13 protein-coding genes and 3 tRNA genes are annotated in these 16,348 nt (G+C 31.6%); all 16 read left to right on the top strand.

What is annotated here, in order from left to right; genetic code table 11:
• Positions 1-7 precede the first annotated feature (7 nt).
• The 16 genes from BK011_03780 (at position 8) to BK011_03705 (ending at position 16,339) form a co-directional block, all read left to right on the top strand.
• On the top strand, positions 8-1,108 hold the full coding sequence (locus BK011_03780) for a peptide chain release factor 2 (protein ID AUD64835.1): 1,101 nt from the start codon (positions 8-10) through the stop codon (positions 1,106-1,108).
• Positions 1,101-1,973 carry a hypothetical protein gene (locus BK011_03775; GenBank protein AUD64834.1) on the top strand — a complete coding sequence of 291 codons (873 nt, stop codon included), beginning with the start codon at positions 1,101-1,103 and terminating at the stop codon, positions 1,971-1,973. Before BK011_03780 ends, BK011_03775 begins: the two co-directional genes overlap by 8 nt.
• Positions 1,955-3,445, top strand: a complete 1,491-nt coding sequence (locus BK011_03770) for a hypothetical protein (GenBank protein ID AUD64833.1) — start codon at positions 1,955-1,957, stop codon at positions 3,443-3,445. Before BK011_03775 ends, BK011_03770 begins: the two co-directional genes overlap by 19 nt.
• A gap of 1 nt (position 3,446) precedes the next feature.
• Positions 3,447-4,220, top strand: coding sequence for a hypothetical protein (locus BK011_03765; GenBank protein AUD64832.1), 774 nt, complete (start codon positions 3,447-3,449; stop codon positions 4,218-4,220).
• A 39-nt stretch (positions 4,221-4,259) separates the two neighbouring features.
• Positions 4,260-5,729, top strand: coding sequence for a hypothetical protein (locus BK011_03760; GenBank protein ID AUD64831.1), 1,470 nt, complete (start codon positions 4,260-4,262; stop codon positions 5,727-5,729).
• A gap of 48 nt (positions 5,730-5,777) precedes the next feature.
• Positions 5,778-6,437: a hypothetical protein gene (locus BK011_03755; protein AUD64830.1), complete on the top strand. Its 660-nt coding sequence runs from the start codon at positions 5,778-5,780 to the stop codon at positions 6,435-6,437.
• 127 nt (positions 6,438-6,564) lie between these two features.
• Entirely contained in the window at positions 6,565-8,250 is a 1,686-nt protein-coding gene (locus tag BK011_03750) for a hypothetical protein (GenBank protein ID AUD64829.1), read from the top strand.
• Between the two features lie 88 nt (positions 8,251-8,338).
• Positions 8,339-9,715, top strand: a complete 1,377-nt coding sequence (locus tag BK011_03745; protein ID AUD64828.1) for a hypothetical protein — start codon at positions 8,339-8,341, stop codon at positions 9,713-9,715.
• 1 nt (position 9,716) lies between these two features.
• Entirely contained in the window at positions 9,717-10,355 is a 639-nt protein-coding gene (locus BK011_03740) for a hypothetical protein (protein AUD64827.1), read from the top strand.
• A complete protein-coding gene (locus tag BK011_03735) occupies positions 10,333-13,608 on the top strand; it encodes a hypothetical protein (protein AUD64826.1) in 3,276 nt (1,091 codons plus the stop codon). The genes BK011_03740 and BK011_03735 overlap by 23 nt, the downstream gene beginning before the upstream one ends.
• A 15-nt stretch (positions 13,609-13,623) precedes the next feature.
• A complete protein-coding gene (locus tag BK011_03730) occupies positions 13,624-14,949 on the top strand; it encodes a hypothetical protein (protein AUD64825.1) in 1,326 nt (441 codons plus the stop codon).
• Positions 14,950-15,027: 78 nt separating this feature from the next.
• A tRNA-Pro gene (locus tag BK011_03725) sits at positions 15,028-15,104 on the top strand.
• A gap of 96 nt (positions 15,105-15,200) precedes the next feature.
• Positions 15,201-15,719 (top strand): glutathione peroxidase, encoded by a 519-nt coding sequence (locus BK011_03720; GenBank protein ID AUD64824.1) that lies wholly within the window; start codon positions 15,201-15,203, stop codon positions 15,717-15,719.
• The gene (locus BK011_03715) at positions 15,719-16,129 is read left to right on the top strand and encodes a hypothetical protein (protein AUD64823.1); all 411 of its coding nucleotides are present in this window, start codon (positions 15,719-15,721) and stop codon (positions 16,127-16,129) included. Before BK011_03720 ends, BK011_03715 begins: the two co-directional genes overlap by 1 nt.
• 41 nt (positions 16,130-16,170) lie before the next feature.
• Positions 16,171-16,247, top strand: a tRNA-Arg gene (locus tag BK011_03710).
• Positions 16,248-16,250: 3 nt separating this feature from the next.
• A tRNA-Ser gene (locus BK011_03705) sits at positions 16,251-16,339 on the top strand.
• Positions 16,340-16,348 lie beyond the last annotated feature (9 nt).

Here is a 16,348-nt window from a genome sequence, read left to right as displayed (position 1 = left end):
GGTCAGCATGGAACGTTATGATGTCAACAAGATTATTGCAGAGTTTAAAACATCAATTGATGATTTTAAGCGTGCAATTCAACCCGAAAAACTAGAGAAAACATATCAAGAACTCAATATAAAAATGCAAGAACCTGACTTCTGGAATAATACGAATGAAGCGAAAAAGGTTACTAAAGAAGCGAATTTGATTCGGTCAAAAGTAGATCGTTTAAATCAACTCAAGCAAAAGCTAAAAAATTTGATCGAATGGGCAGAAATATCTGAAGAACAAACTGAAGAATGGACGATATTAGAAACTGATATCCACGCTTTAAATGATGAAATCAAAGCTTTCGAGTTAGAAACTATATTAAATGGACCATATGATGATTTAAACGCTATCATTGAAATTCACCCAGGTGCTGGTGGCACAGAATCTCAAGATTGGGCTGATATGCTCTACCGATTATATACAAGATATGGTCAAAGAAAAAAATATAAGATTGAAGTCCTTGATTATCAATCAGGTGATGAAGCTGGTATTAAATCAGTTACTATGTTACTTAAAGGCCCCTATGCTTATGGTTACTTAAAAGCTGAACGTGGTGTTCACCGTTTGGTAAGAATATCACCATTTGACTCAAATGCTAGACGTCATACAAGTTTTGCTTCAATCGACGTGATGCCGGAAATTAATGATGAAATCGAAATCGACATAAAAGATGATGATCTTAAGATTGATGTGTATAGAAGTAGTGGTGCGGGTGGACAATCGGTAAACACTACAGATTCAGCTGTAAGAATTACACACTTACCGACAAATATTGTGGTAACATGTCAAAATGAAAGAAGTCAAATTAAAAATAAAGAAAAAGCAATGAGTTATTTAAAAGCAAAACTTGTTCAAGAAGAAGTTAAAAAACAAGAAGAAGCTTTAAAAAATATTAAAGGTGAACAAAAAGATATCGCATGGGGATCACAAATTAGATCATACGTATTTCATCCATATCAAATGGTTAAAGACCATAGAACGAGTTATGAAGTTGGTAATATTGATTTAGTCATGGATGGCGATATTGATGGATTTATCAATGCTTATTTAAAAGCGGGTGATGCTAGTGAATAAAGCTAAACTTATAGAAATTTTAGAAATCACGGGAGGCGTAACATTACTGTCTTTAGGTTTCTATTTTTTCTTATTACCACAAAACTTAGTGATTGGTGGAGTGATGGGGATTTCGGTATTGGTTCAAAATGTGATCGAAGTTTCTACGTTTATCTTTATTGCTAACGCAATATTACTGATGGTAGGGTTAATTTTCTTAGGAAAATCTTTTTTCCTAAAAACTGTTTATGCAACTTTACTTTCACCAGCGATTATTTTCATTTTAGAAAAAACAGTACCTTCTGATTTCTTTATGAAATATATGAATGAAAGTCCTTATATGGTTTCTGCTTTATTTGGTGCACTCTTTGTTGGCGTTGGATTAGGTATGGTCATTAGAAACAATGCGACAACAGGTGGTATTGATATTGTCCAAAATATGATGCATAAGTTTTTACATATTCCATTTACCTGGGCTTTATATATCATCGATGGAACGATCATTACGATTGCATTATTCGTTGATTTTCAAGCAGGATTATACGCATTTGGTGCAATGATCTTAAGTGGGATTATTATTGATAAAATGTCTTTAGAAGGTATTGCTGGATATACATTCTTTATCTTAACTGATAAAACTAAAGATATGCAAAACAAAATCTATGAGAGACTTGATCGAGGCATCACTAAAATTAGAGTGATCGGTGGTTACTCAAATAAAGAAAAAGAAATGATTGTATGTACCATCGATCGATTACAGTTATATACATTTAGATTGATGATTAAAGAGATAGATCCACAAGCATTTACGTTTGTAACAAGAACACATGAAGCCACAGGTTATGGTTTTAGTAAGGGGAGTCAAACATGGAAACAAAAAGAATAGGTTGGATATTTTTACTAGGTGTATTATTAGCATTTTTTGCAGGCTTTCAAGTACAAACATTTTTTGAGAACAATGAACCTGAACCGTTTGTTGATGTATACGCTGAGATTACAGAGGCGTTAGAAAGATATTATTTATACGATTTAACGGATGCAGAAAAAGATGCTGCATTTATTGCGCAGTTGGAGTCCATTGTTGCGTCTTATGCTGAGTCTAATAACGACCCATATACAAGACTTTCTGCACAACCTGTTAATCTTGCACCTACCAATGCGGAAAGTTATGTAGGTATCGGGGTAACTATAGAGCAGCTTAATCCTCTGCTCAGAGTTTTAGAAGTCGTATATGAAGGACCAAGTTATCAAAAATTATATCCAAATGATATGATTGTTGGTGTTATGCAAAATAATGAGAAGCTATATTTTGATACACTACAACCTAATATTTTACCAACATCATTTTTAGCTGGTAGTTTAGGTGAAGTTAAAACATTGATTGTCATCGATCCACTTGGTGTAGAAAGAAATGTTGAGATTACCTATGAGGAAATTTTAACACCAACAGCTCATGGACAAGAAATCAGTGATGATATAGGATACATTAACATTAGAGAGTTCACTTCATACATTAAAGATGTGAGTGAAGGCACTGCTAAGGTTTTTAATGATACATTAAATACTTTAGAGGAAAATGTATTGATTGATGAAACAGATACACTCATTATAGATTTAAGAAATAACCCTGGTGGAGCACTAACTGCACTTCATAATGAAAATCAATCAGGACTCATTCCAGGAATCACGCAACAACTTTTAATAAGAGATGTTGAAAGACCATTATTTTCAATGATTAACGCAAATGGTATAAAAACAGATTATCTAGGCGGATTACAATCGCCTAAAGCATATGATATTAAAGTTTTAGTGAATGAAAACTCAGCATCAGCTGCTGAGGTATTAGCTGCCGCATTAAGCATAAATGGTGGATATGAGCTTTATGGTCATTACACTTTTGGAAAAGACGTTTATCAAAACACAACATTGCTTACAACCATTGATGCTATAAGCTATTACTTAACTTATACTGAAGGTAACTGGGTTTATGATGGTGACAAAAAAATTGGTGAGGTCCCACTAAATGTCAACCTTATTGATCAAAAAGGATTTCATGCAATTCCTTTCTTGTTTTTCGAAGAAGTATTAGAACTTGACGATGTGAGTTTATCACTTATCGAGTTCCAACAGTTCTTAAATGCATACTTTGAGTTAGAAGGTGCATCAAAAATCAGAGAAGATGGTTATTTTGATCAAGTGACAAAAGATTATATACTCATGTTTCAGCAAGAACAAAATATAACTGAAACAGCAAAACTTGATTTAGAAACAGCAAGAGTCATGCATGATTTGCTTAAAGTTTATCAAAGTGATTTAGCTGAAGATGTGCAACTACAAACACTTTTAGGAATGATTTAGTATGAAAACAGTCACTGATGTTAAAAAACTAAAATCAGGATATAAAGTATCATTTGATCATCAAGAAGTGATTGATATTGAGCTAGACATATTTTTCAAATATCATTTAAAGCCAGGTGAATCGTTAGACGATAAGCAGTTTAAAATGATGATGGATGAAAATCATAAACTTCATTATACAAAACTTGGAGCTTTAAGGCTCAAGAAGATGCAAACCTATCATGAACTTAAAACATACTTAGATGAAAAAGGATGTCCAAACCATATTTTAAAAGAAGTTATGAAGTTTTTCGTTGATCGAAGATATATCAATGATATGGATTATGTTAAGACATATATTGAACTTAAAAAGTTTCAAGAAGGACCAAAACTGATTTCTTCTAAACTTGAACAAAAAGGTGTTTCTAAAGAAACAATTGATCGGTATGTTCAGCAAATCAATCAGTCAGTAATCTTAAATGAATTAATACCTAAAAAGCTAAATAGTTTTAAGCATAAAACTAAGAAACAAGCTCTTCAATCAACGAAGATTCACTTTATGACTAAAGGTTTTGACAGAGAAGTGATTGAACCCATTGTATTTTCAAAAAGCCACCTTTATCAAGGTGATGATCAAGCTTTATTATCGAAAACTTTCGATAAACTGTATGTTAAATACAAAGATAAAAAGCATGGATACGAGTTAAAGAGCATGCTTAAACAAAAACTTTATCAAAAAGGGTTTAGTTTTGAGGATATCGAAAACATTTTTATAGATAAAGACGTTCTATCATGATAAAATCATGGTAGAACTTTTTTTAAGGACGTGGATTTTATGATTTTGTGGAAAAATGGAATTTTACATACACTAAAAAACGAACATGAAGTTCATTATCAAATGGCAACCGATCAAGGACATATTATTGGATTTGATGATGAGATTGACCATCTTAACTTTGATCAAGTGATCGATTTAAAAGGACATCATTTATATCCGGGGTTTGTTGATGCACACCTTCATATTGTGGGATATGGTCAAAAACTATCAAAAAAAGATTTAACACTGATTAGAAATAAACAAGAGATCATAGATTATATTAAAACTTATGTTAGCCAAGGATTTACCTTTTATGAAGGTTATTTTGATATCGGTATAACAAAACAAGATCTTGATAGGATTGCTTATGATAAACCAATCATTTTAAAACACAATGATTATCACTCTCTTACAGTAAATAGCTATGTCTTAGAGCAGGTAAACCTTTTAAGTGAAACGGGGTTCTTAACTGAAGAAGATGCACAAAAAGTTAATAAAACATATGAAGTATATGATCATGAGACCATAAAAGCTATGATTAAACATTCGATTGATTCACTCCAGTCATTTGGTGTAACGGGTGGCCATTCAGATGATTTATATTATTTTAATGGATATCATGATACACTAAGTGCTTATCATGAAGTCTTAGCTGAAGTACCATTTAGAGCACATCTACTCATGCATCATCAGATACTAGATGATTATATGAAATCAAATCACCCATTTTTAGATCAAAACAAGTACCTTCAACTTGGCGCAGTTAAAATTTTTTATGATGGAACTTTTTCTTCAAAAACAGCGTTATTACATCATCCATATCAAGGATTATCACATCAAGGTTTACGTATTTTTAAACAAGATGAGCTGATAACACTTGTGAAAAAAGTCAGAAAAAATAAACTACCTTTAGCAATTCATGTGATTGGAGACTTAGGCTTAAGAGAAGTTGTAGAAACGCTTAAAGCTTATCCACCTCATCAAGGTCTTCATGATCGTATCATCCATGCTTCTTTAGCCGATCATAAAACCATTAAAATGATGGAAGGTATGCCAATAATTTTGGACATACAACCACAATTTATATCTAGTGATTTACCATCGATTTTAAACTTGTTTTCAAAAGAGCCTGAGTATATCTATCCGTTTAAAACATATATGAATCACAACTTAGTTCAATGTGGTTCGAGTGACGCACCTGTAGAAATACCGAATCCATTACTTGGGATGTATCAACTCATTTATAGAAAAAAAGATGGTATCGTTTATCAAAAAGAAGAATGTATTTCTAGATTTGATGCATTAAAGCTTTATACAACATATGCTAATGTGCCTACGTATAAAACCAACAGAGGCTTACTTAGGAAAGGATTTATTGCAGATTTTACTGTACTAAAAAAAGACATATTATCAATGGATGAACAGTCATTTTTTGAAGATTTAGTTGAAATGACGGTTATTGATGAACAGATTGTGCATCATGCTTGAGAAACAAAAGATATGCTGTTAAAATAAGCTTGTTAAGGGGATGAAAACATGAAGATAGAATTTTGGTTGGACTACTTGTGTCCTAAATGTTATTTACAACATAAAACCATTGAACACTTAATTAAACACTATGACATCAAAGATTTAGAAATCATCTATCGCAGCTATGAAATGGTAATGGCTGATGAGTTTGATGTAACAACACCGTTTGTAGATTTTGTTGCGACGTATAAACAAATGTGTAAAGATGAAGTAAAAACATTTTTAGATAAAAATCAAATCGATATTAGTTTATTTAAAATCCATGATGTGCATCGAATGGCACATCTAGCCAAAAAAGAAAAACGCTCAAGAGTATTTAATCAACTTGTATTTAAGTCAATCTATGAAGATCACTTAGACTTAAGTGAACATCATATTTTAAAGCAAATTAGTTTAGAAGCTGGCTTAGATGAAAAAGATATTGATGAAGTCTTATCATCAAATCTTTATGACTCTCAAGTGATATCTAACCGTGAAAATGCGCAACTCAAAGGCATTTTTGAACTCCCATTTTTAAGAATCAATGGTGAAGTTAAACTTAAAGGTCTTCAAAGTGAACATGATATTATAAACGCAGTCAATCAAACATTTATTTCTTTGAACCAAACAGAGTTTTGTGAAGGTGAAAATTGTGTGCGTAAAAAGCGGAATCCAAACAGAAGTTAACGGTTTTTTGATGAAATGAATCCTTAAGTAGGATTTTTTTCTTTTTTAAGGCATAATTTGCCATTTATATAGCAATTTTCTTACTTATATGATATAGTTATTAAGGTTAAAAGAATTGAGGAAAAAAATGAATAAATTATTTAACGAATTACCAATTTTAAATGAAACAAAAGAAGCGATCAAAGCGCTAGGTTTAGTTGAAACGACAGACATTCAACATCATACTATAGATCATCTATTAGAGAAAAAAGATTTAATTGGACAAGCACAAACAGGAACAGGAAAAACATTTGCGTTTGCCATTCCAATGATTGAGCATATCGATCCAAAATCAAATGTGATTCAAGGATTAGTTATCTGTCCAACAAGAGAATTAACTTTACAAGTTTATAAAGAGTTTGTAAAGTTAGTAAAATTTAATAAAGATATCAGAATAACATCCATTTATGGTGGCGAGTCTTATCAAAAGCAGTTTAAAGCACTACAAAATCATCCACATATCGTAGTAGCAACTCCTGGTAGAGCAATCGATCACTTAGAGAGAAAAACGATGGATTTATCTCATCTTGAGATGCTTGTCATGGATGAAGCTGATGAAATGCTAAAGATGGGTTTTCAAGAAGACCTTGAAAAACTATTAAAAGATACACCACAAGATAGACAAACAGCATTGTTTTCAGCAACTATGCCAGATTTTATTAAAAAAGTTGCACAAAAGTATCAAAGAAATCCTGAAATAGTTGTGATTAAAACAAAGGCACTTACTGTTGATAAAATTGATCAATACTACTATATGATAAAAAAATCAGATCGTGATCAGTTATTACTTAGAGTCTTAGACTTTTTCCATCCGACTTCAGCGATTATTTTTGCAAACACGAAAAAAGATGTCGATCATGTTGCAGCATATTTACAAAAATTTAATTATGAAGCAGATGCACTTCACGGCGATTTAAAACAAAATCAAAGAGATTACGTCATGAACAAATTTAGATCACGTAAACTTACATTGTTGGTTGCGACCGATGTTGCTGCGCGTGGACTTGACGTATCCCATGTTGATGTAGTTATTAACTATGAGTTACCATTTGAAGATGAAGTTTACGTACATCGTATAGGACGTACAGGTAGAGCTGGTGAATCAGGAATGTCAGTCTCATTTGTTTATCCTTCAATGAGAGGTAAACTCATGTTGATTGAAAAATTCATCAAGAGTAAGATGCAAGAACTAGAAATACCAACTATTTTAGAAATCACACAAAAACAAGATGATAAACTTTTTGATGACATTAAGCATTATATTGATGTCAAAGAAAAGAATTATACAGAACTCATTGACAGGTTAATCAAAACAGGTTATGATGTCGATGATATCATATCTGCACTCATTGAAAAACTATCAGTTAAAATTAAGCCTTATGAAGATATATCAAAACCAAGAACAAAACAAGATTCATTTAGTCAAATCTCATCAAGAGGAGATAGACAAGGTAGAAGAAGTGATCGTTCTGGAAGAAGTGGTGATCGATCTCAAAGAAGCAGTGATCGTTCAAATGGCCCTAGAAATAGTGGGCCAAGTAATCTTGTTTTAGTTGATATGAATATTGGTAAACAAGATGGGCTAAGAGCACCACATTTACTTGATTATTTTAAGAAAAATGCTGACATGTATCCAAAAAATATTGGAGACATCAACATCCATGATAATCATACAACTTTTGAAATCAACGCAAAAGCTGTAAAAAGGCTTGACCAACTGAACAATAAAATATTCAAAGGGCGTCAATTAAAGTTTAAGATCACAAAGAAATAAATGTCCAAAACATAGAAAATATGAAGATTTCATGATACAATAAGTATGGAAATTCATATTTTTTTATTTATACCAAAGGAGGATTTACATGGCACATCTTTTTGACCGCATGCATGAAAACTTTTTTAGTGTGCTTTCCTCTCCAAATAGAAATACATACATCGATTGTATATTCATTATTTATAACGCGATTGATACGATTGAAGATGCTTTTCAGGGGGATAGAGATTACATCGTTTCAAAGTTAGTTGATTATTTTGATGATCAACAGATTGACGATTTTGAAGATATGGAAGAAGACGAACAATCAAACACATCTAGACAAAAGGCACTGCATGTTGTCAATGTCTTAAAGAAGAATGGATGGATTGGTGAAGAAGAACTTGGTGACTATAAAACGTCATTAAACTTATTCGATTATTCCATTCAAGTGATTGATGTATTATATCGTATAAAGAATAATCAACAAAACGAATATACTGGTGAAATTTATACAGTGTATTCTCTTTTATCTAATTTTTCTATTGAAGAAGGTATTGGTGTTTTAGAGCAAGCATATTTAAAAACGAATGATATCATCAGGAAACTTAAAGCACTAAAAGCTAATATTTATAGATATTATTACGACATTACAAAAAAACATTCAAGAAAAGATTTACCTGAGTTACTAGAAAAGCTTTTAGTTGAATATAAGCAAAACTTTTTTGATTCCTCATATTATAATTTAAAAACAACAGATAGTTTATCAAGATATAAAAGAGGGATATTAGAATCGATTAATCGTATCCAAAACGATGCAGATTTAATGGATGATTTAGCTAAAAATGTGATTCGTTTAAAACGTATTGAAGATTATAACGAAGCTTTTTTATATATCGAAGATAGATTACGATTTGTTTCTGATAGCTTTACAGCATTAGAACACTTAATTCTAGCGATTGACAGAAAAAATGAACAATATATTACTGCAGCAGCTTCTAAGATTTTATTCTTTACAAATCAATCAGATGATATTGAAGGGATTTTTAATCGTTTATTTAGAATTGTATTGAATCAAAAAGATATCGATTTGAATCAGCTATTTAATATCGCTCAAATTAGAAACCTTGATACGGATTCTTTATATAATCCGAGACGAGCAAGAATTAAAGCTGAACCAGAAGAAATCACTTTTGATGATAGCTTAATCACCGAAGACTATCGTAAAGAAAAAATTAAAGCGTTACTTAAGAACAATATTTATGGCAAAAAAGAAATTGATGCTTATGTGAAATCACTACTTAAAGATCAAAAAGAGATTGAAGCTAAAGACATTATACTTGAAACTCAAGAGGATTACGTTAAATTAATATTGATATTTCTATATTCGAAATCAGTGGGTATGCATTATGATGTCATCTTGCTAAAGGATAAATGCAAAAATAACTTCGTTACTTTCCAAAATTTTATAATTAAGGGAGCTTAAGATGAATAAAACAGCAGCTATAAAACAATTAAATGATCACTACTTAAACTTAAAAGAAGGCGAAAAAAGTAATGCATCAAGAATCATTAATAAATTACTTCAAGTAAACTTTATTACCAAAAGAAAGCCTGGAGACGCAAACGATTACAGATTTATCTTAGCTTTTAAAGAAGTTTTTGAAGCATTTTTTACACTTGCAGATTTTACTTTAAATATTCATCGTGATGATGAAGTGGTTTACATATCAAATGATCAGTTATTTAATCACATGAGACTTAGAAAAACAGAAAGTATCATGTTGCTCATTCTTAGAATTTTATATCAAAGAAAAAAAGATTATGTGACATTAGATGATGATGTTGAAATCTTTTTGCACGAAATTCATAGCGAACTCACAAGAATCGGTTATTTAGATCATAAGAGAATCACAAAGGATAGGCTTAAACCCGCTTTAGTATTTCTTAGAAACTATAACATGATTGATTATATCGATCGTGGATTAAATGATGATGCAAGAATCAAAATCTATCCAACAATTTTATATGTAACTAATTTGGATTCCATTAAGGAAGTTGTCGATAGACTTGATGAATATACGGAAGGGGAAACATCTGATTATGAAGAAATTGACGAAGATTAAGTTAATTAATTGGCATTTATTTTCGAATCAAACGATTGAAATCAAAGATAATGCGCTCATATCAGGTGAAAACGGATCCGGGAAATCGACATTACTTGATGCGATGCAGTACTTATTAGTAGGCGGAAGAAGCGGTGCGAAATTTAATATAGCAGCAACCGACGATGCTAGACGTACACTTGATGGCTATATTAAAGGTCGTATAGGTGCTGAAAATAAAGAATACCTAAGAACAGGAGATGTGATTACACATCTTGCATTAGAGTATTTTGATCAGCAAAGTAAACAATACGCAACAATGGGTGTAATTTTGGAATTACCAAAATCAGGAAATTTAAAAGAAAGATTTTATTTACTAGAGAATATATCGATTCATGACTCGTTATTCTTAGATAAGAAATATCCAAGAGATTATAAGTCAATGAAAGCATACTTGAAGTCTTTAGATATTGAGTTTTCTCCATTTGACTCACAAAGAAAATATAAAGAAGCACTTGCTAGATTTTTTGGTATGGATGCGAATAAATATGCGAAAATTTTACCAAAAGCACTTGCTTTTCGTTCAATTGATTTACAACAATTTGTTTTTGAGTTTTTATTAGATGATGATCCGATTGATATTCAATCACTTAAAAACAATGTTGCCCAACTTAAAAAGATTGAGCAACAAATCAAAAATGATCGCGAAAAACTAAACAAACTTGATCAAATCGCCCAAAAAGGTGAAGAAATCGAGCAAAACTTAAGACAAAAAGATATCAATGAAATCATTGATCAACTGAATTGGGTCGAAAAAAGAGAAGCATTTTTGAAAGATAACGAAAATAAACTTGTTAACATCAATAAGCAACTTGATTACTTAAGAGATGCGAAAGCGCAAATAGATGATCAAATCGAAGAAAACGATGCTTCTATTTTGAATCTTGAAAAAGCGAAAAGTGATAATGATATCTCTAGAACCCTTGCTTCATATCAAGAGGCTTTAAATAAAAAGGCACAAGATTATGAAAAGCAAAAAGAAATTGTTTTAGAAGTTAGACAAGCACTCAGTAAAGAGTTTAATGTCATGAAAGAATTAGCATCAATGATGCCTAATGAAACTATGAAACAGTTTGTCACTTATTATCAGCAATATATGGACCAATTAGATACTGAAGAGTTAAATCATCATTTATCTAACATGGAACAAGAGGTTAAATCTTTACTTCAAGCTTATAGTTTAGAAAAAGATCGTCTTGAAAAAGACAAACAAGCTTTATCTGAAGAAATGAATCAGTCTAAAGCTAAGTTAAATAGTCTTAAAAGACATGTTAAAACATATCCATATTATGTTCAAAAACTGATTGATGCACTTAATAGTGAGTTATCACATTATTATCAAAAAGAAGTTTCTGTGCAACCTTTATGTGAAATGATAGAAGTTGCTGATGAAACGTGGAGAAATGCACTTGAAGGATATTTGGGTGGGCAAAGATTTAATATCATCGTTGATCCAAGATACTTTAATGATGCTCTTGAAATCTATGATCGTATAAAATTCGAACAAAAAATATATGGCGTTGGATTAGTAAACACACAAAAAATTCAAAGTTTTGATCAAATTACACCTGGGTCACTTGCAGAAAAAATCTCTACAGAGCATACATACGCAAGATATTACGTGAACATGCTATTAAATGGAACGATGTGTGTTGATCATGTGCAAGATTTAAAAAACCATCAACGTGCGATTACAGCATCATGTATGACATATAGTAGTTTTACTGCTAGACAGATCAATCCAAGAAGTTATGAAGTACCATTTATTGGACAAAGTGCAACTAAGATCCAAACCAAACAGGAAGAAGCTATTCTTTCTGGACTAGAAGAACGCATGCATATACTTTATGATTTATCAGATAAAAACACACAAATTGTAAGACTACTTAATCAATCAAGAAGTTCTGAACTTTTACATCAAGGCCAAATTCGATTCTTAGATCTTATTAAACTCACAAGAAAAGAATACACACAAATCGAAGATCAAATTCAAGCACTTGGTAAGAGTAAAACATTACAAAACATCGAAGAACAAATTGAAAAGGCGAAAAACGTTAGAAAAGAACTTCGATTTGAATCAGATGAGCTTGTTGGTAAAATCGCAACTCAAAGAGAAGAAAAACAACGTGTCTTAGACCGAATTGATGAAGTGCAAATCAAACTAGATGAGTTTGTTGAAGCACAAAAAGTCTTAGCAAAGAAACATCCAGAAAAATTGAGTATTGCCAATACACAATTTTATGCACTTAAGCAAAGACATAAACAAAATCACGATGACATCACACAGTCATTAGCAAATTCAACAGTACAGCTGAATACACAAATTGTAAAGGATAAGACAGAACTCACAAATATCATGAAACAATATAATGAGTCATATCATTTTGGAGCTGCTCCATCACTTGATGAACTTATTTATTACGAGCAAGAAGCAAATAAGATTAGAAATAATGATTTAGTTAGATATGAGCAAGAAGCTGTTGATCTAAGAAGACACTCTGAAATCGGATTTAAAGAAGAGTTTGTGGGTAAACTTAGAGCAAGTATCGAAAATGCGCAACAACAAATTGCAGAACTTAACTATGCTCTACAAGATAAACGCTTTGGTAGTGATTCATATCAACTGATTTATAAGCCAAGTGAAGATCCTGATTATAAACTTTATTACGATATAATTATGAGTAATCAAGCCATTCAAAAACATACATTATTTACTGAAGGTCTTCCAAGAAAACATGAAACCATTCTCATGGAGTTGTTTGAAAAAATCGCATCAAATGATCCTGAGTATGATCAATTAACGTATAAGTATTTAGACTATAGAAACTATATGTCTTATGATATTGAAGTAACAAATATCAATGGTAATAAATCGCTTTTCTCAAAAGTTTCAAAAGAAAAGAGTGGTGGAGAAACACAAGTACCATTCTACATTGTTATTGCGGCATCATTCCAACAATTACTGACTAAAAATAGAAGAATTGATTCTGGTTGTATTGTTTTATTTGATGAAGCATTTAACAATATGGATGAAAGTAGAATTGATGCGATGATGAAATTTTATAATTCATTAAGCATACAATTATTAATTGCTGTACCTCCACAAAGAGTATCAAATATCATTAATTATGTGAATACAAGTTTAGTTATTGTTAAAGATAATGATTATGCGATTGTTGAAACATTTAATGATGAACGCAGATTAAACCTATAAAAAGGAAGTGGCATTTTGAAAGCAATTCAAACAAAAGATTTAAAAAAATTTAATGAAAGTTTTAATCAAAAACCAGTTCAAAAGGCTTTATCAAGAGTGCTGGTAAAAAATGAGTTACACAATATATTTGATAAACAAGAATCAAGTTTGAAAAACCAGTTTAAGTTTTCACATGAGATTAAAACAATGCCAGTAACCAATCAAAAAGCGAGTGGTAGATGCTGGATTTTTGCAGGACTCAATGTCTTAAGAGAACTTGTTGCAAAAAAATATAATTTAAAAAATTTCGAGTTATCACAAAACTATACAGCATTTTGGGATAAGTTCGAGAAAATAAATTACTTTATAGAAATCATGGATGATTTCTTAGATGTTGATGCTGATGATCGTACATTAAAACATGTACTGCAAACAGGTATTCAAGATGGTGGGCAATGGGATATGTTTGTCTCACTGATTGAAAAATATGGTGTCGTTCCAAAAGAAGCAATGGAAGAGACAACATCATCATCTGGAACACGTATTATGAATCAAATGATTAACGTTAAGTTAAGACAATATGCTGCAAACGCCAGACATTTAAAGCAAAATGGACAAGAAATAGACATCGCTAAGTTAAAAGAAAAAACGCTTGATGAGTTATATACGTTTTTAGTTTTAAATTTTGGTATGCCACCTAAGTCGTTTGATTTTGAGTATGTTGTTGATGAAAAGTATCAAGTCATTAAAGATTTAAATCCAAAGTCATTTTATCAAGATCATGTCGGTGATGTTTTAAGTGATTATGTATCAATCATCAATGCGCCTACAACCGATAAGCCATTTATGAAAACTTATACAGTTGCTTATTTAGGGAACGTCATCGGTGGGAAAGACATTAAGTATTTGAATCTAAAGATGAAAGATTTAAAAGACTTAGTTTTAAAACAAATGCTTAATCAAGAAGTTGTATGGTTTGGCTCTGATGTCGCTAGATTTGGAGATCGTAAAGCTGGCATTTGGGATGATGAAAAATTTGATTATGAAGAAATGCTTGGTATGTCTTTTGAGATGTCAAAAGCCGATCAGTTAGATTATGCACAAAGTGCAATGAATCATGCGATGGTTTTAACTGCAGTTCATTTAGATGATCAAAGACCACAAAGATGGAAAATTCAAAATAGCTGGGGAGACCAAAACGGAAATAAGGGATATTATATGGCTTCTGATTCTTGGTTTGATCAGTATGTTTATCAAGCAGTGATTCATAAGAAATATTTAAGTGAAGCTCAACTTAAAGCTTGGGAAGAAGAACCAAAGGTATTAAAGCCTTGGGATCCAATGGGTTCACTTGCAACATAAATAAAAATGATACTGACTTAGCGTCGGTATCTTTTTTTAATGACAAAAACATGTTAAAATAATGGAGGTTAAATGTGTCGGGACGTGGCGTAGTTTGGTAGCGCGCTTGGATGGGGTCCAAGAGGTCGCAAGTTCAAATCTTGTCGTCCCGACCATTTTTTATATACTGACGATAAAGTAAGCAGAACGCTATCTTTTTATCAAAATATTTGATAAAATATAATTGTATAAAATATAAATGGAGGATAGATATGAAAATCTATGATTTTAAAGTCAAGAATATCAAGAATGAAGATGTAGCGCTTGATCAGTATAAGGGTAAAGTTTTACTGATCGTAAACACTGCACCAAAATGTGGATTTGCACCTCAATATGAGGGTTTAGAAAAGTTGTATGAAACTTACAAAGATCAAGGATTTGAAATACTTGATTTTCCTTCAAATCAATTTATGAATCAAGCTCCAGGAACCAATGAAGAGATTAAATCTTTTTGTGAACTTACATATGGTACACAATTTGAGACATTTGCAAAAATTGATGTAAATGGTAATAAAGAAGAGCCTCTTTATAATTATTTAAAGCAACATGCTCCTTATGAACTTAAAGATAATGGTAAACCTGAAGGGTTTTTTAGAAAGATCATTTTTGGGAACAACATCAAATGGAATTTCACTAAGTTTCTTGTAGATAGAGATGGAAACGTAGTTAAGAGATTTAGTCCGGGGTTTAAACCAGAAAAAATTGAAAGCTATATCCAAGAGGTATTGTAATGATTTGGAATCTAGATGATCAATTATGCTTTTTGATGTATTCTAATTTTAGAAAAATATCAAGAATATATCAAGATTATTTGGAGCCATTTCAGCTAACATATACCCAATACATTACACTTATCGTTTTATTTGAGAAAGACAACCGAACCATTAGCGAAATTGGAGATAGACTGGGTTTAGATTCAGGTACATTAACACCATTGATTAAAAAGTTAGAAAAAAGAGGAATCTTAAAAAGAATACGCGGTAAAGATGATGAGAGAAGAGTATATATTGAGTTAACTGAATTAGGAGTTAAACTAAAAGAAGACTTAATGCATATTCCTTTGGAAATGGTCAAACATTATGATCTAACTTTGGAAGAAGTAAAAAGACTTTATGAACTCCTTGATAAAACAGTACAATGATATAGACAAAAATCACACATATATGATAATATAAAGTGGTCGCATCCGTAGCTCAGTTGGATAGAGCGTAACCCTCCGAAGGTTAAGGTCGCATGTTCAATTCATGTCGGGTGCACCATGTGGAGGAATACTCAAGTGGCTGAAGAGGCGGGCTTGGAAAGCTCGTAGACTGTAAAAGGTGCAAGGGTTCAAATCCCTTTTCCTCCGCCAAATTTTATA

The organism is Tenericutes bacterium MZ-XQ (assembly GCA_002838205.1).
Lineage (GTDB): Bacteria > Bacillota_I > Bacilli_A > Acholeplasmatales > Acholeplasmataceae > Mariniplasma.
This window is presented reverse-complemented; position numbering and strand designations above follow the sequence as displayed.

Bases quoted from the DNA above. Each gene is read 5' to 3' on its own strand.
- BK011_03780 (AUD64835.1), top strand. From the start codon at position 8: ATGGAACGTTATGATGTCAACAAGATTATTGCAGAGTTTAAAACATCA.
- BK011_03770 (AUD64833.1), top strand. From the start codon at position 1,955: ATGGAAACAAAAAGAATAGGTTGGATATTTTTACTAGGTGTATTATTA.
- BK011_03765 (AUD64832.1), top strand. From the start codon at position 3,447: ATGAAAACAGTCACTGATGTTAAAAAACTAAAATCAGGATATAAAGTA.
- BK011_03760 (AUD64831.1), top strand. From the start codon at position 4,260: ATGATTTTGTGGAAAAATGGAATTTTACATACACTAAAAAACGAACAT.
- BK011_03755 (AUD64830.1), top strand. From the start codon at position 5,778: ATGAAGATAGAATTTTGGTTGGACTACTTGTGTCCTAAATGTTATTTA.
- BK011_03750 (AUD64829.1), top strand. From the start codon at position 6,565: ATGAATAAATTATTTAACGAATTACCAATTTTAAATGAAACAAAAGAA.
- BK011_03745 (AUD64828.1), top strand. From the start codon at position 8,339: ATGGCACATCTTTTTGACCGCATGCATGAAAACTTTTTTAGTGTGCTT.
- BK011_03740 (AUD64827.1), top strand. From the start codon at position 9,717: ATGAATAAAACAGCAGCTATAAAACAATTAAATGATCACTACTTAAAC.
- BK011_03735 (AUD64826.1), top strand. From the start codon at position 10,333: ATGAAGAAATTGACGAAGATTAAGTTAATTAATTGGCATTTATTTTCG.
- BK011_03720 (AUD64824.1), top strand. From the start codon at position 15,201: ATGAAAATCTATGATTTTAAAGTCAAGAATATCAAGAATGAAGATGTA.
- BK011_03715 (AUD64823.1), top strand. From the start codon at position 15,719: ATGATTTGGAATCTAGATGATCAATTATGCTTTTTGATGTATTCTAAT.